Raw genomic sequence first — 19,094 nt, forward strand, 5'->3', positions numbered from 1 at the left:
AGACCTAGGTCCGATCAAGAGCAGGACTTTAGTCTGATGGAAGTCGAAAGTCCTCTGGACAGCATGATGGCGAGAAAATCTTCAACTGCGAGACTGGGACGCCGCGGCCCCATTCAGCCGCGCGTGGTGGCATCGCGTCTTGCCCTCCAATGACCGATTGATCGGCTTTGCATTGGCTGACATAGTGGCGCCGCTTATCTCTCCATGCCAAATAAAGACCCATCAATGACCGAATCTGCCAGTATTGCCTCACCCGTTTCCGTTCGCCCCTTGGCGAAGATCAGCCTGAAATGGGGTATGGTCGAGGAGCCTTCACTTTCCGTCCTGGAGAAATTCCAGCTCCTGCGGGATCTCGGCTATGATGGCGTTGAGCTCGATTCGCCCAATGATCTGCCGTTCGATGAGGTCTTGAACGCCCGCGACAAGACCGGCCTTGATATCCCTGGCCTCGTCAATGCCGTGCACTGGAAGCGTCCGTTGACGGATCCTGATCCAGTGGCGCGCCAGGCCTGTGTCGAGTCGATGGTCAAGGCTCTGCACGATGCGAAGCTCTATGGCGCCACGACGGTGCTACTCGTCCCCGGCGTCGTCAATGCAGGCACCAGTTACAAGACCGCTTATGCGAGAGCCGGCGAGGAAATCGCCAAGATCCTGCCAGCCGCGGAAGAGAGCGGCGTGTCGATTACGCTCGAAAACGTGTGGAACGACTTCCTGCTGAGCCCGCTGGAGGCAGCCGATTTCGTCGATCGCTTCAACCATCCGAAGCTCGGCTGGTATTTCGATGTCGGCAATGTTCTGCGCTACGGTCGGCCGACAGATTGGATCGAGGCGCTCGGCAAGCGTATCCTGAAGATCGACATCAAGGAATACAGTCTCGAAAAGATGAACAGCGAAGGCCCATGGAAGGGCTTTGACGTCGAGCTGGGCGAGGGCGACTGCGATTGGGCGGCCGTTAACAAGGCGCTGTCTGATATCGGCTATTCCGGCTGGGCCTCGATCGAGGTGCCGGGCGGCGACCGACGCCGCCTCGCCGATCTCAAGAAGCGCGTCGACCGGATCGCCGCGCTCTAGTCTTGCGATTGCAGAACGGCAAGATTCAGCGGCCGGCGGCCGCAAACATCGCCTTCGCATTCTTCAGGCCGGTTTCGCAACCGTATTGCGTCGGCTCGTTGCCTTCATATTCGAGCGAGACGAAGCCGTCATAACCTGAGGCGACGATGTCCTCGACGATCGACCTGACGGGCAGGTCGCCGTAGCCGAAGACCGAGCCGCGGATTGCCTGGCCGCCGACCGTCTGCAGCCAGTCCGTGCCAGGCGCGGTCTGGCGCACATAGAAATCCTTGAGATGAACGAAGCTTGCCTGGGAAAGGCAAGCGCGCGTTCCCGTCAGCGGGTTCTCGTCGACGCAGAGGAAATTGCCGATATCGACGGTCAGTTTGAAGCTCGGCAGATTGACGGCATGCAGCAGCCGCTTGATCCGCTCGCTGGAGTTCATGAAGAAACCGTGATCCTCGACGCTGGTGGTCACGCCATAGCGCCCGGCATGCGCGGCAAGCTCATGCGTGGCGTCGGCGATCGCCGGGAATGCTACTTCGAACTGGCCGGGCTCCGTTGCTCGCAGCGACCACGGCACAACATCGTGGCGCAGGAAGCGGACGCCGAGCTTGTCGCAAAGCTCGACATAGCGCTTTAGCCGGCCAAGCTGGAATGCTCGCTCGCCGTCGTCAATGAAATTGCCGGACATGCAGAGGCCGGAAAGCGGCACGCCGCTTTTCTGGGAAGCGCCCTTCAGCCGCTCCAGCATCTCTGCATCATTGGCGAGTTCATATTGAAGATCCTGCCCTTCGGGCGCGACGGAGAGCGTCGCCAGTTCGACATGATCGCCGTCATGTTTGCCGACCCAGGCAAAGACATCCTCGATCTGCATGGCGCCACTCTGCATCAACGGACGGAAACTGTATGAACTCAGACCTATCTTCATCGTGCCTCTCCTCGAGTGCTTTCGCAAAACTTTGTTCGGTAACTTAACAATCCCAGTTGACTTCGGCTACGATACATCTTTGTTTACAATCAAATTGATTTAAGAATGGGGAATAGCAGGAATGTCTCGTCAGTCTGCCGACGTCGTCATCATCGGAAGTGGCCCGACTGGCTCGGCCTATGCACGGGTCATCAGGAATAACTGGCCGGAAGCAAGCATTCTGATGGTTGAAGCCGGCCCGCAGATCCTGCCGCAAAAGGGCGCACATCTCGACAATATCGCTGACCTCGATGAACGTGCGGCGTTCGAAGTGCATGCCCAGGGTGGCGACCGCAGTCCGCGCATGCCGATCAACAAGGAGGAGTGGGAAGCCCGCCGGGCTGGTGGCTTCGACCATTCTTTGCTGCGCCGCTCGGGCCTTTTCATCGCCAACGACGCCGATGCCCAGGATGAAAACCTGTTTGCCGGCTTCTCGGCGGCCAATGTCGGCGGCATGGGCACCAAATGGTCGACCGGCACGCCCGTGCCATCCGAGATCGAACTGGTGCCCTTCATCCCCACAGATGAGATGCACAAGGCTCTCGCTGTGTCGGCGAAATTGCTCGGCACCAACAAGGACCCGCGCGCCGGCGATGTTACGGCCATCGCCATGCGCGAGCGTCTCGGCGAGGTCTTCAACTCCGGTCGCACGTCCGACCGTATCGTTCAGCCGATGCCGCTCGCGGCAACGCCCGAAGCCGATGGCCTGCGCTATCACGGCACCGATGTCGTACTCGGCGACCTCGTCGACGAGCCGGACGAGAGCTTTCATATTCTCTCTGAAACCGCCTGCCGCCGCGTGCTCCATGAAAATGGCCATGTCACGGGCGTCGAACTGGTCCGGTCCGGCTCGGAAGAAACCTTGATCGTCAGCGCCGGCACGGTCGTTGTTGCTTGTGATTCTCTGCACTCGCCGCAGCTGCTCTACGCCTCGGGCATCCGCCCCGAAGCGCTCGGCCGCTATATCAACGACCACTATATTGTCTCGCAGATCACCGAGATGCAGACCGATGTCCCGATGACCGCGATGAGCTGGATTCCGGCCACCAAGGATTTCCCCTATTCGGTTACCATCGCTCCGGCGAGCCTGCACTCGATGCCGCAGGCCAGCGACATGAGCGGCCAGCCGATCGGCATGGGCGTTTTCGTGCCCTCGGATATCAGCGCGGACAACCGCGTCACCTTCGACGACAATCGCCGTGACTGGCTCGGCCTGCCGGCAATTTCCATCCAGTGGCGTCAGTCGGAAGGTGACAAGGCGCGCCTCGAAGAGGCCAAGGGGCATGCCCAGCGCATTTCCGCTATTATCGGTCGCCCGGCTCCCGGTTTTGCTACCTTCGTGCAGCCCGTCGGCTCGTCGCTGCACTACCAGGGCACGATCCGCATGGGCGAACGCGACGATGGTACCAGCGTTTGCGACAGGAACTCCAAGGTCTGGGGCTTCGACAACCTCTATGTCGCTGGCAATGGCGTCATTCCCACGATGACCGCCACCAATCCAACCTTGTTCAGCGTCGCTCTCGCCAGCATCGGCGCCCGCCAGATCGCCGCCGCACGCCGCACCGCCTGATCGGGAGACTGGCCGAGCTGTTAAGGAAAAACTCGAAAGTCGGTCTCAGCCAAACGCGCGTCGGCACCCTCTCTGTAGGAAGCACCAGGTCATCGCCTCACTGGAGAGATTTGGGATAGCGGGTCCGACGGGCAAGCGTTGGCATCGAAGTTTATGAGCGGATGTGGGGTGGTGGACGACCGGTCCATAGTTCAGATCCCTATCACGAACCGCGATTCTCAAGTCAACGATTCGACTCAACGGCATGGCTGAAAGCCCAATTCCACGTAGATACAGTGGCCGTGCAGAAAATCCCGAGGTGAGGAAAGACATGCAGGTCTCGCAACGGAAGAGGAGGGTATGTTGGCGATGCAACTATCGATTGGGTTGCGCTCGGTATCAATAGCCGCGTTCGCGAGAAAGCGATATGGCGAAAGTTACCGATGGAGCGTCCGCCCCACCTTGAGGCGGACGTAAGTGCCAAAGGCCGACGCCCTGAGACGATATCTGGAGCCTCGACCGCGAGGACTGCGCGAGCATTTCGCTTGACGCGATCGAAATTGCAGTATCGAAAATTCATAATTGCGACGGACGATGGGCCGGCATCGCCGGCCCATCCAAAATCAATCATGTGCGATCGTCGCAGATACGGCAGCCGGCGGCTCCTGCCGTCCAAGCCGGTCGGCTACCAGCATCGACAGCATCATTTCCACAAGACCATTGGTAGCACCCTTTTCGCCGGCGCCGCCGCCAACCTGGATCTGCGGCACGAGCGGCAGCCTGCCGTTCTCGATCGCTTCGGCGAAACGCATGAGGACCTGCGAGTTGAGCTGGTAGTCCGGCCCACCGAAGGCTGCGACCTTCTTCTCGGTCGCTTCTGCTTCCGCCAGACCGACGGCGCGCACCTTTTCGGCATCGGCAAAGCCGGTCGCCTTGATGCGTTCCGCATCGGCAAGCGCGATGGCCTTGATCCGGTCGGCCTCGCCGAGGCCCGCAAGCCGCACTTTCTCGGCCTCGGCCTTGGCGGTGACCTGAATGGTTTCCGCCTGCTGGCGGGTGCGGGCAAGCTGCGCCTTACCTTCGTTCTCGCTGATCTCGATGGTGAGTGCAGAGGTGGTGATCTTGGCCTGTTGTTCGGCGAGCGCTTCCTTCTCGCGCAATGTGCGCTCCTGGATCGCAGCCGCTTCCTGCAGTTTATAGGTCTCGACCTTTTCGACCGCGATCTGGCGTTCGCGCAGCTGGATCAGGATCTGCTCTATGCTGTTCTGACCGTTGCTGGCGCGCGGCGTGCCGATCAGGACTTCCTGCAGTTCGAGGCTGTAGGAGGCAAACTTCTCGCGCATTTCCTCGCCGGATTTGCGCTGGATTTCGCTGCGCTCCTGTAGGAGCTCGATCAGGGTCTTGGTCTGGGCGATATTCTTGAAATAGGCCGAAACCATCGGATCGAGTGTCTGTTCGACCAGCCGCTTGATATCGCCGAAGCGCTGTACGACGAGCGGTGCCTTCATATAGTCGATATGCACGACGACCGAAAGCGGCAGCACGGGCTCGAACGCGTCCTTGGTGATCAGCGACACCTCCGAGAGATTTTCATCCAGCCTGTGCTCGCCAAACTGCTCCTTGGTCCATTTGAGCACGAAGTTGGTGGTGGGCACGATAACGATGCTGCCGGCATAGGTGTTGAACGCATATTTGCCGGGCAGAAGGGGCGTCGACCAGACGCCGCGCGCACCCGTCTCGACCAGTTCGCCATGGCGATAGGACTGGCCGGAGATATCAGCACCGCGGCGGCCGGTATAGGAGACGACGACGCCAACCGTGCCGACGCTGATGATCGTCTTGTCGACCAATTCGACGGTTGCGAAGATGCGGTTGAGGAAGTAACTGCCGTCGGCAAGCACCTGCAGCTGACGGCCGCGATAGCCGCCGGCATTGAGGAATTTCTCCGGGTCCTGGAAATTGTTGTGAAAATTCGTATCCTTCGGATCATTGGCGACCGTCGGCGCAATGATCTCGCCGTCTGGCAGCGCCGGACCGTCATGGATGGTGACGATACCGATCATGTCTTCGGCGTCATGGATGACGACGGGCGCGAAGCCCTCGCGTTCGGTGATCAGCGTCGACATATCAGCAAACAGCGTCTGTTCCGATGAACTGAGATTGACGGCATAGATCGATTGTGCGGTCAGCACGATGAACTGCGCGAGATTGATGGCATAGGTGCCTTCGCGCAGGATCTTGCGCTGCGGGCCTTTCTGGCCGCCTTTGACCAGAAAGCCGCGCACATCCTGGAAATCATCGGCTTCTATGTTCGAGGCAAGCGTCTGGGTCGGCGGCAGCGGCTTGCCGTCACGGGCGAAGACATAGCCGATCTGGCCCTGTGGAATGGTCACGAGATTGGCGCGATGCATCGAATACTGGAACGGCATGAAGAAATGCAGGCCGCCGCGCACGACTTCAGGCTGGAAACCGGCTTCGCCGTTGAGTGCAATGAAGCCATTCTTGACAGAGCCGCGAAAACTCCAAAGCTTTTCGAGGATACCGAGCCTGTCGTTGGGAATATAGCGGATCACGCCGCTCCATCGAAAGAGTATTGCCAGCACGATAACAGGAACGGCGATTTCGATCGCCAGCCATTCCATCGGACTGAGATTGGTGAGGGCTTCCATCTCTTCTCTCCTATGGGCGCACGGGTTCGTCCACCCGACAGCCGCCCGGTTGGTATTGATTGATAAAACGGGGAGATTGCGCGCCTATGCGGTCGACGCACCAAGGGTGTGTCGAAGGTTTCGGTTGCTCATTGTCTGGGAGAAATGATCGCGCGTCTCCAGTCCCCACTGGGGAGCGGCGTGGTCGTGAGTCGTCTCACATCGGTGTTGCCTTGATAGACATAACGGTAAACGACTTAGGCATTGCCCTCATAGGTTTAAAGATGCCCACAATGGAAATCGCATAAGTACTTCCAACGATTTCGCTATTTCGAGCATTCAATTCTACTGAATTGTCGCGTTGCAGCATGATCGTTTCAGTCTTGCTTCCTTGACCAACGGCAACCGGGCGCGCCGAATTTCATGGCTGAGAGCGTTGCGCAAGGTTCGAGTTTTCGCAGGTTCTCATGGCGTCCTGCTGATTCCGCGATGCTCGCCGATTTCGGCTCTATCGCAGGCTCGAGCCGATCTGTTGAAGATGCGATCGCGCATCCGATCAATCGATCGGGAGGTCTAAAGGGGCAGCTCAGAGATGAGAAGCGTCCTACTATCTTGCTGAGCCAATACTCCAGATACTACGTATGGCAAATGGAAGGGACAGCGTGCTTCCGTCCAGATGTCTGCGCCCTTTTCTCGTGGGGATTCTGCAGTAAATATTACGTAGCTCAATTAGCAGGATTCGATATGGACGAAATGATCGAACAGCTTCTGCACCTTTGTGCGACCAGTTCGACGCTCATCGCGGTTTATGATGCTGAGGACCGGCTGCGATATGCGAACGATGCCTTTCGGTCAGCCTATTTTATCGATCCCGACGAGACGCCGCTATGGCCGGATCTGATGCGGCGCAACTTCACGCTTGGACGCGGCACGGTCATTCGCACGGCCGATTTCGAGGGATGGCTACGGTCGACGCAGTCACGCCGCGGAAAGATAGGCTATCGAGCCTTCGAGACAGATTTGACCGATGGTCGCTGGCTTTGGATGACCGAGACCATGCAGAAGAATGGTTGGATGCTGTGCATTGCGAGCGATATAACAACGTTGCGCGCCGATGGCCGGAGCGTCCGGCAAGATCGCGACCAGGCCATCAAGGCTTCCCAAACCGACGAGTTGACGGGGATCGCCAATCGCCGTTTCGTCATGGCGCGAATAGATGATATGCTGACTGGCGCCAGGGACGGCGGCGTCGGATGCCTTGCCGTATTCGATATCGATAATTTCAAACTGATCAACGATAAGCACGGTCATGATGCCGGAGACCTCGTTCTGCGGGATTTTGCGCACCGGCTTCATCAATATGTGCGCCGTACCGACTGTTTCGGGCGGGTCGGAGGCGAGGAGTTCGTACTCGTTATGCCGGGAACAGCACAACAGGATGCAATCGAACTCATAGAACGGATGTTGACGACGATCCGGTTTTCCCGCCCGCTCACCAACTCACCGGATTTCGGTTACACCTGTTCGGCTGGCATTGCTGCCTGCCTTGAAACAGACAGCGCGCCAGATTTGTACCGACGTGCCGATCAAGCTCTCTACGCTGCCAAGCTTAGCGGCCGCGATCGAGTTCGCGCTGCTTGAAATGTTGACACACGCCAGGCACGTCGCCTTGCTGCTCGACAGCGACAGCATTCGGGTCACAACCGCCGCTCGATGCAGCGCTTGCGTTCTACGATCTGCGTTCGTCCCGTCACTTTGATGATGAACGGTTGAGATGACAGCCAAAACTGGCTATCAGCCCCTTCGTCCAATTTGCGAACAGTAAGGTCACGGCCGTATGGCTCCAAGTTTCCTCGTCACCCATTCCGGCGGCTTTCATGCCGACGAAGTGTTGTCCAGTGTCATTCTCACGCGGCTTTTCCCCGATGCGCGGCTGGTTCGCAGCAGAGCGCCGGAATGGATCACGCCCGGCGCTGATCGCATCGTCTACGATGTCGGCGGCGCCTATGATAGGGCTGCCGGGATTTTCGACCATCACCAGCGCGGCGCACCGCAGCGCGATGACAGTCAGCCCTACAGTTCGTTCGGGTTGATCTGGAAACATTTCGGCCGCGGCTACCTGACAGCCCTCGCCGTTCCGAACGGCTTCGTCGAGACCGTGCATGCCGCTTTCGATGCCAGCTTCGTCTTGCCGATCGACCTGGTTGACAATGGCGCGCTCAGCCCGGACAGCGCCGGCTTGCTCGCCGGACTGACCCTGCCGTCCTTGCTCGAAACGTTGAAGCCCGTCTTCGACGATGCGGATCCGGAGGCGACAGACCGGGCATTTCATGCTGCTGTTGCAATCGCCCGCAGTTTTGTCGAAGCAAGGATTGCCGGGATCCATGCGAAGCTGCGCGCTGAAGCGTTGGTGCTGCAGGCGATCGGATCTGCAGGCGAGAGCCGCGTTCTCGAGCTGCCGATGGGCATGCCATTTCGTCCGGCAATTGTTAAAGCACGCGCCGACCATCTCTTGTTCGTGGTCCATCCGCGCGAGGCCGATTGGTGCCTGACCGGAATCCGCCGAGCGGAGGAGGGTTTTGAATTGCGCGCCGACCTTCCAGCCGCCTGGGCGGGGTTGAGCGGTCATGACCTGGAAGTGGCCACTGGAATTGAGGGCGCCAGTTTCTGCCATAACGGCCGTTTTATTGCCGCCGCCAAAACGCGAGAGGCTGCGCTCGCTCTGGCCAAGTTGGCAGTGAAGGACGCGGAGAAAAGAGCCGATTGAGTATCGGATCGAGGCCGAGCTTGCCCATCGTCTCATCAGGCGAGCTCGGTTGAAGATCGGAGACATTGGCAGGTGGGGCTGCTCGGCCAATTGTCCTTTATCATTTTACAGCCATGGGTAGGATTGCCCCTGGGTTTGCACCCGTTCGGATCGACTGGAAATGCTTCCGAGTGAAGTTATCTGGGGATGATCCTACCCCACCATTGCTCCCATGAGTGTGCGTGGGCACGATCAAGACGTCGAAATGGAGGCCCATCATGCGCTTATCTGCCCCGCCGATGTCGAAAGAACGACTTGCGCAGTTGCTGGCCGGTTTTTTGCCGGATGCCAAACAGCAAGGGGCTCAGACCGCCATGCGAAGCCAGGAAGCTGGAAAAGCGATATGTGAAGAAGGCTCGTCGGGCGGGTCTAATTCACAGTAACTTGAGAGCCTTGTCGAAGTACAAGCCCAGGCGTTCCAGCAGTCACTGGGCTCCATCGTACACCCACTGGCCGGCGCACTCGTCGTGGTCTACCTGATCCTCGGCATCGTCAAGAAGAACGGCATCATGATGGTCGACTTCGCCATCGAGGGAGAACGCAGCGAGGGATTGACGAGCGAGCAGGCGATACGCAAAGCAGCATTGATCCGGTTCCGGCCGATCATGATGACCACCATGGCGACCATGCTGGGGGCGGTGCCGCTGATGCTTGGCCACGGGACGGGTTCGGAACTGCGCCAGCCTCTGGGTTTTGCCATGTTCGGCGGCTTGGCTGTCAGCCAGGCCCTAACCTTGCTCACCACGCCAGTTGTCTACCTCTATCTCGATGGATTTTCCAAGTGGCTTACCAAGAGTCGCCGGATCTCGCGCAGAGACGAGATAGGACAAGAACAGTTGAAAATCCTGCGCTAAGACCGGGCGAACGGAAGCTTCACACCGATCGCAGAAATCTATCGGGACGGGGCAGGTCTGGGGGCAATGTCCGTCAGTAAACCAATCGCGCTCGTATCGTTCCCGGGATCTGGCGAAGGGTGTCAAGTATCTCATTCGCCGTTTGGCCAACGCCTTCGACTTCGATAACCACGTAACCCGTTTCGCCGTGTGTCTGCAGGAACTCGCCGACGATATTCAGTCCGCGCGATGAAAAGATCGTATTCAGACTGTTCAAGATACCAGGGCGATTTTCGTGAACATGGATGAAACGCGTGCCGTTTGGACGCGGTGGCAATTGAACCTGGGGGAAATTAACCGCGCCCAGCGTCGACCCGACATCGGAATATTCCACAAGCTTCCTGGAAACTTCCCTTCCGATACGTTCCTGGGCTTCTTCGGTCGACCCGCCAATATGCGGAGTGAGGATCACATTGTCCAAACCTTGCAGCGGCGTTTCGAAACGCTCCTTGTTCGATGCCGGCTCCTTGGGGAACACGTCGACTGCCGCACCTGCGAGATGTCCCTCTTTCAAAACCTTTGCAAGCGCGTGGAGATCGACCACCGTGCCACGGGAGTTATTGATGAAGAAGGCGCCCTTTTTCATTCGGCGCAGCTCGGCCTCAGTTATCATGTTTTGCGTCGAGCTGGTTTCGGGAACATGCATCGTCACGAAATCTGAGATTTCCAGCAGTTCACCGAGCGAAGCCATGGATTCTGAATTGCCGTGGCGAAGCTTGTCCGAAGGATCAAAATAGCGAACGTTCATGCCCATGCTTTCCGCAAGAACGCTCAGCTGCGAGCCGATGTTGCCGTAGCCCACGATACCAAGCGTTTTTCCGCGCATCTCATGACTGCCTTCGGCGGATTTGTCCCATCCACCTTCATGAGCGGAAGCCGAACGCGGGAAAATCCGTCTGGTCAGCATGATGATTTCGCCGATGACAAGCTCGGCGACCGAACGCGTATTCGAATAGGGGGCGTTGAACACCGGGATTCCACGTCGCCGCGCTGCATCCAGATCGACCTGATTCGTTCCCACGGAAAAACAGCCGACGGCCATCAGCTTCTTTGCGGCGCTGAAAATCTCTTCTGTTAGCTGCGTGCGCGACCGAATGCCGATGATGTGCGCTTCGGCTATATGACTTTTGAGATCCTTGTCATCGAGGGCTTTCGGCAAATGAATGAGATTGACGTAGCCGGATGACATAAAATAGTCCACCGCGCTCTGACTGATCCCTTCCAATAGAAGGACGGAGATCCGATCACGAGGAAGAGACAGTTGTCCGGTCATTGAATTACCTTCGATAGTCAAATTCGATTAGGCCGATATCGCTCGCCGCGATGATCACATCACTTAGACCATCCAAGGGACAGCGCAAGAACAAACTCAATTCGCTCGGCAGATATGAGCCTTGTTCCATCAGGTCACCACGGCGACGAGCCTATCTTCATCTTCTCGTGGTTGGCCAGATTGGTCGCTTTATCAGGCGGTGGATTGACGGCAATACTACTGAGTAGTATATATCACCTGGCAGTCAGGAGCGAAATTGAATGTCGGTAAAAGCATCTGTCTCGATTTCCGATCAGCAGGACGTCTTTGCCCGAAAGCTTGTCGAAGAGGGACGATTTTCGAGCCTGAGTGCTGTCGTGCAGCATGGACTTGAACTCGTTCGCGAAGAAGCCGAGTTGAGGGAGGCTGAGCTTTCGGCCTTGAAAGCTCTGATTTCCGACCGTCAGGCAGGTGATTTTCTGACCTTGGAGGAAAGTCGCCGACGGACCCAGGAGCTGATCTCCTCCAAGAAGGCATCTCGTGGTCTTTAGAGTCGTGCGTTCGGCCGACAGCGACCGGGACCTCGGCCTGATCCTCGACCATCTGATCGAAGTCTATATTGCGCTTGGCGATCCGCTGCCTGATGCTTTCGATCGCGCCGCAGCGCGGATCCACGCGATCGAAGCGGACATGGAAGCACTTGCCCAGGCGCCATACCAGGGAACGCTCCTACCTTCCGTGGCCTCAGGCCTACGCCAGGTTACCAAGAACCGGGCTATCTTTTATTTCGATGTAGACGATGAGAGGCAACTTGTTCGCGTGCTCGCGATCTTCTTCGGCGGGCAAGACCACCGGCGCCGATTCCTGAAGCGGCTTGGCCAACGGGAATAAGCCGCGTTCTTTTGCCAGAAACTGCGCCAGCGCAGGCGTCCGCTGGTCAGGAACGATCTTTGGCCCACTGCGCAGATTTCCGGTCCGATGTGAACCACGGCAATCTCATAGATATCCTTCATGGCAGCCTCTTCAGATGCACTTGCCGCCATCGACATTGAGATCGACACCGGTGATCATGCTCGCTTCGTCCGAGCACAGAAAAGCGGCAGCGTTGCCCATGTCTGCAGGTGTCGAAAGCCGCCCCATCGGAATGGTGGCGACGATCCGCGCCCGGCTTTCGTCGCTGTCGGAGCCGATGAAGGTCGAGAGCAACGGCGTGTCGCCGGCGACAGGATTGATCGCGTTGACGCGAATCCCAAAGGGAGCAAGCTCCACGGCCATCGCACGGGTGGCGGCGATGCCCCATCCTTTCGAGGCGTTGTACCAGGTGAGGTTGGGGCGAGGGGAGACGCCGCCGGTGGAGGCGATGTTCAGAATGGCGCCTTGCCGCTCAGCCTTGAAATGCGGCAACACCGCGCGTGCCCCATTGTAGATCGAGCGGATGTTGACGTTGAAGATGCGCTCGAACAGGCTTTCGTCCATGTCCTCCATCGGCATCGGCGGCTGCCCGATGCCGGCATTGTTGACGAGGATGTGCAAGCCGCCGAAGCGTGCCAGCGCCAGATCCCGCGCTGCGACGAGGCTCTCGAGCGTGGCGACATCGCCAGCAAGCGGCACGACCGATCTATCGTGCTGTTTTGCCACTCGTTCGGCGGCAGCAAGGTCACGGTCGACGAGGACGACCCGCGCACCTTCTTCTACGAATTTCCGGAGGATTCCCTCTCCGAAACCCGATCCGCCACCGGTGACGATCGCCACTTTTTCCTTAAGACGCATATCAAGGTCCTCCATTTGCTCCAGCATCGGATAAGTCGGAGCGATTTCACAGTCCGATTATCTGAACGCCTTTTTAGGTTTCTTTATTTGTGTTGTAGCGGTCTGATAGTGAATATCGACCACAGAATGAAACTGGGAGACCGCGCCATGACACTGACTTTCGACGCCAAGCAGATGGCGGCTGAGCTTTACGATGGCGGCTTCCGGCCGATGTTCATCGGCGGCCAATGGGTTGCCGCCCAATCCGGCGAAGTCAGCGAGGCCTATAATCCGGCAACAGGGGCGGTCCTTGCAACGGTTCCGCTGGCTGCCCCCGCCGATATCGACCGCGCCGTTGCCGCGGCGCGTCGGGCTCTGGAGGGGCCATGGTCGAGGTTCTCGCCCTATGAGCGCCAGACGCTGCTCCTGAAAATCGCCGACCTGTTCGAGGAGAACTGGGAGCGCCTCTCGGTTTCCGACACGCTGAACATGGGCATGCCGATCATGCGCACGCTTGCCAACAAGCGACGGGTCATCGGCATGCTGCGGTTTTATGCCGGCATGGCGACCGCGCTTCATGGCGAGGTGATCGACAACTCAATTCCCGGGGAGATCGTGACCTTCACCCGTCGGGAGCCGATCGGGGTTGTCGGTGCGATCATTCCTTGGAACGCGCCCACCGCGGCCTCGATCTGGAAGATCGCCCCAGCGCTGGCGACAGGCTGCACGGTGGTGCTCAAACCTTCGGAGGATGCGCCACTCACGCCGCTGCTGATTGCCAAACTCATGCAAGAGGCCGGCGTGCCGGACGGAGTGGTCAACATCGTCACCGGCAAGGGGGCGGTCGCCGGTGCCCGGCTGGCCGAACATCCCGACGTCAACAAGATCGTCTTTACGGGGTCCACCGCCACGGGGCAATCGATCGCCCGTGCCGCAGTCGGCAATCTGAAACGGGTCTCGCTCGAGCTTGGCGGCAAGTCGCCGGTGATCGTCTGCCGTGATGCTGACATAGATCGTGCCGTGCCTGTCGCCGCCATGGCGGTCTTTGCGCATTCGGGGCAGATTTGCATCGCCGGTTCGCGCCTGTTCGTGGCGCGCGAGATCCACGAGGAATTCGTGGCCAAAGTCGGCGACTTTGCCCGCTCGCTGCGGATCGGTCATGGGATTGATGCCGAGACTGATATCGGGCCGCTGATATCCGCCCGCCAGGCGCAAATCGTCGAGAGCTTCATCGCATCCGGACAGAGTGAAGGCGCCGCGTTGGTTGCGGGCGGCACGCGCCTTTCCGGCTCTCTCTACGATAAGGGAAACTTCATCGCCCCGACCGTATTCGGCGATGTCAGGGACGAGATGAGGATCGCCCGCGAGGAGATCTTCGGGCCGGTCATTTCAGCTATGCCCTTCGATACGATCGAGGAGGCGGTCGAGCGCGCCAACGCATCGCCCTATGGGCTGGCGGCTGGCATCTTCACCCAGAATCTTGGGATGGCGCACAAGTTGATACGCCGCATCAAGGCGGGATCGGTCTGGGTGAACATGTATCACGCGCTCGATCCGGCCGTGCCATTCGGCGGCATGAAGATGTCCGGCTACGGGCGCGAGGGCGGCATCGAGCACCTTCACGAATATCTCGAAACCAAGGCCGTATGGATACAGACCGACTAGAGCAATTCCAGCAAAAGTGCGCAGCGGTTTTCCGTCCGGAATTGCGTGAAAACAAAGAGATAGAGCAGTTGAGCGATTCCGTGAAGCGTTGAGCTGCTCCAGGGCTCAGCCTTCGCCGCGCAGATTGGTGCGGATGAGGGCGATAAGCTGCTCGGCATAGCGCTGCTGCACGTAGCCACGGGTTGTGATGATGCCGACGGCCCGCCGGGCGTTGGGATTGTCGAGCGGCACAACGCGAATGCGGCGGTCGACGTTCCGCCCGAGCGCGATGCCCGGCACGATCGACACGCCTAGTCCGGACGAGGCAAGCGCCAGCGCGGTCTGCGCGCTCTCGACTTCATACTGGACATTGAGCTCGATGCCTTCCTCGCGCGTCAGGCGATCGACGAGGCCGCGAACGGCGGTCTTGCGATTGAGCATGATCAGCGGGAACTGCGTGATTGCGTCCAGCCGGATCGTTTTTTCACCCGCATAGAGTTCTTCAGGGATGCAGGCAACGAGCGGATCGTCAATGATCGATTCGAAATGGAAGTCGTTGAGGTTGGGCACCTCCGGACCGATGTAGAATTCGACCTCTTGCTGCTGCAGCATGGCGAGCGCCGCCTGTGGCGGGGTTTCCTGCACCTCGACCACGCTGCGTGGATAACGCAGCTTGAAGGTTGATAGGATGTCGCCGAGGCGGCTGGTGGCAAGGGTCGGGGCGCAAGCGATCTGGATCTTTCCCTTGCGACGGGCGGCGAGTTCCGTCAGCTTGTCGAGGCTTGCCTGCACATCGGCCATGGCAAGCCCAATCTCCTCAAATAGCACCTGGCCCTCGCTGGTGAGGTTGACCCGCTGCGGCGTGCGTGTGAACAGGCTGATGCCTATCTGCTCCTCGAGATCCTTGATCTGCATGCTGACTGCAGAAGGTGACCGGTTGCTTTCTTCCGCAGCCTTACGAAAGCTTCCGGATTCCGCTGCAAGAAGAAAGGTTTGCAGCAATTTCAGATTGATATTCGGCATGATTGTTGTGGTCTCACTTGCGCCGATCGATACCGATCGACCCCTCCGAAGGTGAGCATATTCCGCCATGCGATCATGACAAGATCGACCGTAGAAAAAAGCCGCCTGCGATGCTCGGTGCAAGCGACCTGCTGAGGAGCCTGGATCGGGAGGGGATCAATGAACGGCTGCAAACATGATTTTCTCTTCGGATGCATTCGATGCCGTCATTTCTTCGACAACGCGGCCGCGCTTGACTACAAGAATGCGATCGGAAACGGCCATGATTTCCGGCAAGTAGGAGGAAATGACGACGGCGTCCACTGCCCGTCGGCGATCCTTGTTTGATACCCCTGATTTTCTGGCACGGCGCGATCGATGTTGTCCTGGTTCTTGTTTTCATCGGCTTTCGCCGCGCAACGGAGACTACGCCCCTGGAGTGGCGCAAGAAGACCGCTTCGAGGCAAGGGCAAAAAGTACCAGATCGCGATCGAGTACGAGCTGGAACGCGTTTGAGGTCGAGTCTTTGCGGATCTTGTTCATGTTGGCGGCATGAACACGAACACCGAACAAACTCGCAAACTCGCCGAAACGCTCAGGTCGTTGTCTCTTGAGCCTTCGTTCCAAACAGTGGAGTCGCCGGTCAGGAAGAACCGGCGGCTTGTCCTCTCAATTGCTATGTTTGCCCTTGCCATCAGCGCGATCGCAGTCGCTTTCTTCTGGCCGGATATCGCGCCTCGCCTCAAAACCGCTCTCCAGCCGGAAGTCGTGACGTTGGGAACAGCGCAAACCGACGGCGAACCAAGCGTGACACCCAGTCGGGCGGGTTCCGGTACTGGTTCGCCCATCCCTTCCGCCAATTCGCCCAGATTGGCATCAGCGCCCGAGATAACCGGGTCCGGCTTCGTCGTTGCGCCACGCATCGTGACGGTTTTTTCCAAATATGAGGGAGAGATCGCATCGATTGGCGTGCGCATCGGCGATCGCGTCGAAGCCGGGCAGATCATCGTCGGAATCGATGACGTCAGCGCCGACTTCTCGCTCGAGCAAGCCAGGGCCGACAGTGATGCCGCAAAGCTCGTCCTTGACGGAAAGATCCTGGCGCTCAAGCAGGCCGACAGCTCGCTGCGACGTAATGTGGCGCTCTCTGCAAAGAGCGCCGTCTCCATCCAATCCGTCGAGGAGGCGCAAACAGCCAGGGACACGGCGTCGAATGCCGTCGACCAGGCGCGCCAAAGCTATGCCAGAGCGCAACTCGGCGTGCAGATCGCGCAAGAACATGTCGATGCATTGACCGTCAGAGCCCCGATCTCGGGCACGGTGACGCGGCTCGACGCCCACGTCGGCGGCCGGGTGCTGGCCCGAATAGACAGTATCAAGGAAAATGAAAGCCTGCTGACGATCACCGATACCAAGAGCCTGGTGATCGACGCCGACGTCGCCGAGACGAATATCGGCGAGCTTCGGCCGGGTCTTCGCGGCGAGGCCGTCCTCGACGGCTTCCCGGACAAGCCTTTCGCGATCGAGATCCTGCAGCTGTGGCCGGTCGCCTCGGCGGAGAAAGGCACGATCACGCTGCGCCTTGCGCTCCTCAATCCACCCGACGGCATCATGCCGAACATGGCCGCCCGTATTCGTATTTCCACCGTTCCAGCCCAACAGTCAGGAGACAATCTTCAATGACCTCTTCTACCGGCAACGAGCCATATATCGTGCTCAACAGCGTCAAGAAGGAATACAGGATAGGGACGGAGACTATCCCAATTTTTTCCAATCTCGACCTGCAAATCGCGCGCGGCGAGTTTGTAGCAATCATGGGGCCTTCCGGATCCGGAAAATCGACGCTGCTCAACATGCTGTCAGGCATAGACAAGCCGGATCAGGGACGCCTGCGCATCGGGGTGAGCAATCTTGACCAGATGGGCGAGTCGGCCCGCTCCTCCTGGCGCGCTCACAATATGGGCATCGTCTTCCAGTTCTATAATCTCCTGCCGATGCTGAACGCGGCCGAAAACATCGAACTGCCGCTTCTGCTGAAGCCGCTCTCGTCGCGGGAACGCCAGGCCCGCGTCGACAAGGTTCTGGATCTGGTCGGACTTTCGGGTCGCCAGAAGCAGTATCCGAAGCTGATGTCGGGCGGCCAGCAGCAGCGCGTCGGCATCGCGCGGGCGATCGTCGCGGACCCGGCCCTGCTGCTCTGCGACGAGCCAACGGGCGATCTCGACCGCCGTTCGGCGGACGAGGTGCTGGAAATGCTGCGTTTTCTGAACCATGAGCTCGGCAAGACCATCATCATGGTGACCCACGACCCGCAAGCCGCAAGCTATGCCGGCCGAACGCTTCATCTCGACAAGGGCAAGTTCGTCGAAGAGCGGAGGGCGGACGCATGACGTTCCTCGATCTCGTGCGAAAGAGTGCGTGGCGTAAGCCGCTGCGCACGATGTTGTTGATGGTCAGCGTCGCCACGGCCTTTCTCATCTACGGCCTGACGACGAGCTTCATCGACGGTAGCCAGGGCTCGTCGGCGGCCAGCGAGGACATCCTTGGCGTCATGAGCGCGGCTGGCCGCGCCCAGCCACTGCCGATTTCCTACCTGAACCGGATCGGCGCCGAACCAGGTGTAGCCACTGTCGGCTATATGTCGCGCCTGCGCGGCTTTGTAACAGTCGAAAAGAACATCATTCCCGTGAGTGCTTCCGAACCTGCCCGGCTCTTCAATTCGAACGGCAAGGAGCTCGGGCTAACGCCGGATCTGATGAGCGCACTTGGCAAGGATCGCAGTACTGTCCTTGTCGGCCGGGCGCTTGCCGAGGCGCAAGGCTGGGCCGTCGGCCAGAAGATCACCGTCACTAGCTTCGATACGGCAAAGCAGGATGGCAGCCGCGACTGGTCCTTTGAAATCGCCGGCGTCTTCGACGGCGAAAACGCCTCCACCGACACCTATTTCGTGGTCGCTCAATACGACTATGTCAATACGCTCAGAGCTCGCAACAAGGACACAGTCGATGCCTTCATCGTCAGACCTCAACCAGGTGTCCAGGCGGGAGAACTTGCCTCGAAGATAGATCAGCTGTTCGCCAATTCTGCGGCGCCGACACAGACCAGGTCGGAAAAACAGTTTCTCGAGGCCTTCTTGCGCCAATATGCCGATATCGGATTGATCGTCGACATGGTGGTCGGGGCGGCATTCGTCACGCTGCTCATGATCGTCGGCAATACCATGGTCTTTGCCGTTCGCGAGCGCACCTTCGAGATCGGCATGTTGAAAACCTTGGGCTTTTCCGGCTCGCGGATCATGGCTCTGATCCTGGGTGAAACATTCTTCATATTCGTGGTCGGCGCCACCATCGGTCTCATGTTTGCACTGCTTGCAACGATCATCACGGGGCCAGCAATCGGCCTCGTCTTTTCAAATGCGATTTTTGCAAGAGCCCTGGTGATGGTCACCCTGTTAGCGCTTGTAACCGGCACGCTTCCGGCCCTGAACGCGCTCAGGATCCCGATAATCTCCGCATTTAGAACGAGGTAGAT

Annotated in this window: 16 protein-coding genes and 1 pseudogene; 11 read left to right on the top strand and 6 right to left on the bottom strand. The window is 58.8% G+C overall.

The features are described 5' to 3' along the window. Positions 1 to 225 precede the first annotated feature (225 nt). On the top strand, positions 226 to 1,071 hold the full coding sequence (locus AC13Q5_RS13945) for a sugar phosphate isomerase/epimerase family protein (protein ID WP_488502027.1): 846 nt from the start codon (positions 226 to 228) through the stop codon (positions 1,069 to 1,071). A gap of 25 nt (positions 1,072 to 1,096) precedes the next feature. Here AC13Q5_RS13945 and AC13Q5_RS13950 read toward each other — a convergent pair whose 3' ends face one another. Further along, positions 1,097 to 1,981, bottom strand: a complete 885-nt coding sequence (locus tag AC13Q5_RS13950; protein ID WP_488502028.1) for a sugar phosphate isomerase/epimerase family protein — start codon at positions 1,979 to 1,981, stop codon at positions 1,097 to 1,099. Positions 1,982 to 2,102: 121 nt separating this feature from the next. Between AC13Q5_RS13950 and AC13Q5_RS13955 the strand changes: the two genes are divergently transcribed. After that, a complete protein-coding gene (locus AC13Q5_RS13955) occupies positions 2,103 to 3,590 on the top strand; it encodes a GMC oxidoreductase (protein ID WP_488502029.1) in 1,488 nt (495 codons plus the stop codon). Between the two features lie 602 nt (positions 3,591 to 4,192). On the opposite strand, the gene AC13Q5_RS13960 is transcribed toward AC13Q5_RS13955, so the two are convergent. Then, positions 4,193 to 6,238, bottom strand: coding sequence for an SPFH domain-containing protein (locus AC13Q5_RS13960; protein WP_488502030.1), 2,046 nt, complete (start codon positions 6,236 to 6,238; stop codon positions 4,193 to 4,195). A 723-nt stretch (positions 6,239 to 6,961) separates the two neighbouring features. On the opposite strand from AC13Q5_RS13960, the gene AC13Q5_RS13965 reads away from it, so the two are divergent. From AC13Q5_RS13965 to AC13Q5_RS13975, 3 genes and pseudogenes are all read left to right on the top strand, one after another. Beyond that, a complete protein-coding gene (locus AC13Q5_RS13965) occupies positions 6,962 to 7,858 on the top strand; it encodes a GGDEF domain-containing protein (protein ID WP_488502430.1) in 897 nt (298 codons plus the stop codon). Between the two features lie 196 nt (positions 7,859 to 8,054). Beyond that, positions 8,055 to 8,984 (top strand): MYG1 family protein, encoded by a 930-nt coding sequence (locus AC13Q5_RS13970; RefSeq protein ID WP_488502031.1) that lies wholly within the window; start codon positions 8,055 to 8,057, stop codon positions 8,982 to 8,984. A 515-nt stretch (positions 8,985 to 9,499) separates the two neighbouring features. After that, positions 9,500 to 9,877 (top strand): annotated as a pseudogene (locus AC13Q5_RS13975) (efflux RND transporter permease subunit); the annotation flags it as partial. A 73-nt stretch (positions 9,878 to 9,950) separates the two neighbouring features. Here the strand turns inward: AC13Q5_RS13975 and serA are convergent. Continuing rightward, positions 9,951 to 11,189 (bottom strand): phosphoglycerate dehydrogenase, encoded by a 1,239-nt coding sequence (gene serA, locus AC13Q5_RS13980; RefSeq protein ID WP_488502032.1) that lies wholly within the window; start codon positions 11,187 to 11,189, stop codon positions 9,951 to 9,953. A 260-nt stretch (positions 11,190 to 11,449) separates the two neighbouring features. On the opposite strand from serA, the gene AC13Q5_RS13985 reads away from it, so the two are divergent. After that, entirely contained in the window at positions 11,450 to 11,719 is a 270-nt protein-coding gene (locus tag AC13Q5_RS13985; RefSeq protein WP_457879084.1) for a type II toxin-antitoxin system ParD family antitoxin, read from the top strand. Next, on the top strand, positions 11,709 to 12,059 hold the full coding sequence (locus AC13Q5_RS13990; protein ID WP_488502033.1) for a type II toxin-antitoxin system RelE/ParE family toxin: 351 nt from the start codon (positions 11,709 to 11,711) through the stop codon (positions 12,057 to 12,059). The genes AC13Q5_RS13985 and AC13Q5_RS13990 overlap by 11 nt, the downstream gene beginning before the upstream one ends. Positions 12,060 to 12,191: 132 nt before the next feature. Here AC13Q5_RS13990 and AC13Q5_RS13995 read toward each other — a convergent pair whose 3' ends face one another. Continuing rightward, a complete protein-coding gene (locus AC13Q5_RS13995; protein WP_488502034.1) occupies positions 12,192 to 12,938 on the bottom strand; it encodes a glucose 1-dehydrogenase in 747 nt (248 codons plus the stop codon). A gap of 147 nt (positions 12,939 to 13,085) precedes the next feature. On the opposite strand from AC13Q5_RS13995, the gene AC13Q5_RS14000 reads away from it, so the two are divergent. Continuing rightward, entirely contained in the window at positions 13,086 to 14,582 is a 1,497-nt protein-coding gene (locus tag AC13Q5_RS14000) for an aldehyde dehydrogenase family protein (RefSeq protein ID WP_488502035.1), read from the top strand. Between the two features lie 105 nt (positions 14,583 to 14,687). Here the strand turns inward: AC13Q5_RS14000 and AC13Q5_RS14005 are convergent, their stop codons facing one another. Further along, positions 14,688 to 15,584 carry a LysR family transcriptional regulator gene (locus tag AC13Q5_RS14005; RefSeq protein ID WP_075854389.1) on the bottom strand — a complete coding sequence of 299 codons (897 nt, stop codon included), beginning with the start codon at positions 15,582 to 15,584 and terminating at the stop codon, positions 14,688 to 14,690. A 518-nt stretch (positions 15,585 to 16,102) separates the two neighbouring features. Beyond that, positions 16,103 to 16,540: a hypothetical protein gene (locus AC13Q5_RS14010; RefSeq protein WP_488502454.1), complete on the bottom strand. Its 438-nt coding sequence runs from the start codon at positions 16,538 to 16,540 to the stop codon at positions 16,103 to 16,105. On the opposite strand from AC13Q5_RS14010, the gene AC13Q5_RS14015 reads away from it, so the two are divergent. The 3 genes from AC13Q5_RS14015 to AC13Q5_RS14025 are packed head-to-tail and all read left to right on the top strand — an operon-like array spanning position 16,488 to position 19,092. Then, the gene (locus AC13Q5_RS14015) at positions 16,488 to 17,246 is read left to right on the top strand and encodes an efflux RND transporter periplasmic adaptor subunit (RefSeq protein WP_488502431.1); all 759 of its coding nucleotides are present in this window, start codon (positions 16,488 to 16,490) and stop codon (positions 17,244 to 17,246) included. The genes AC13Q5_RS14010 and AC13Q5_RS14015 overlap by 53 nt on opposite strands. Further along, a complete protein-coding gene (locus tag AC13Q5_RS14020; RefSeq protein ID WP_488502036.1) occupies positions 17,243 to 17,953 on the top strand; it encodes an ABC transporter ATP-binding protein in 711 nt (236 codons plus the stop codon). The genes AC13Q5_RS14015 and AC13Q5_RS14020 overlap by 4 nt, the downstream gene beginning before the upstream one ends. Continuing rightward, positions 17,950 to 19,092 (top strand): ABC transporter permease, encoded by a 1,143-nt coding sequence (locus tag AC13Q5_RS14025; RefSeq protein WP_488502037.1) that lies wholly within the window; start codon positions 17,950 to 17,952, stop codon positions 19,090 to 19,092. The genes AC13Q5_RS14020 and AC13Q5_RS14025 overlap by 4 nt, the downstream gene beginning before the upstream one ends. The last annotated feature ends 2 nt before the right edge of the window (positions 19,093 to 19,094 follow it).

The sequence above is a fragment of the Martinezella sp. CNPSo 3964 genome (assembly GCF_057784375.1).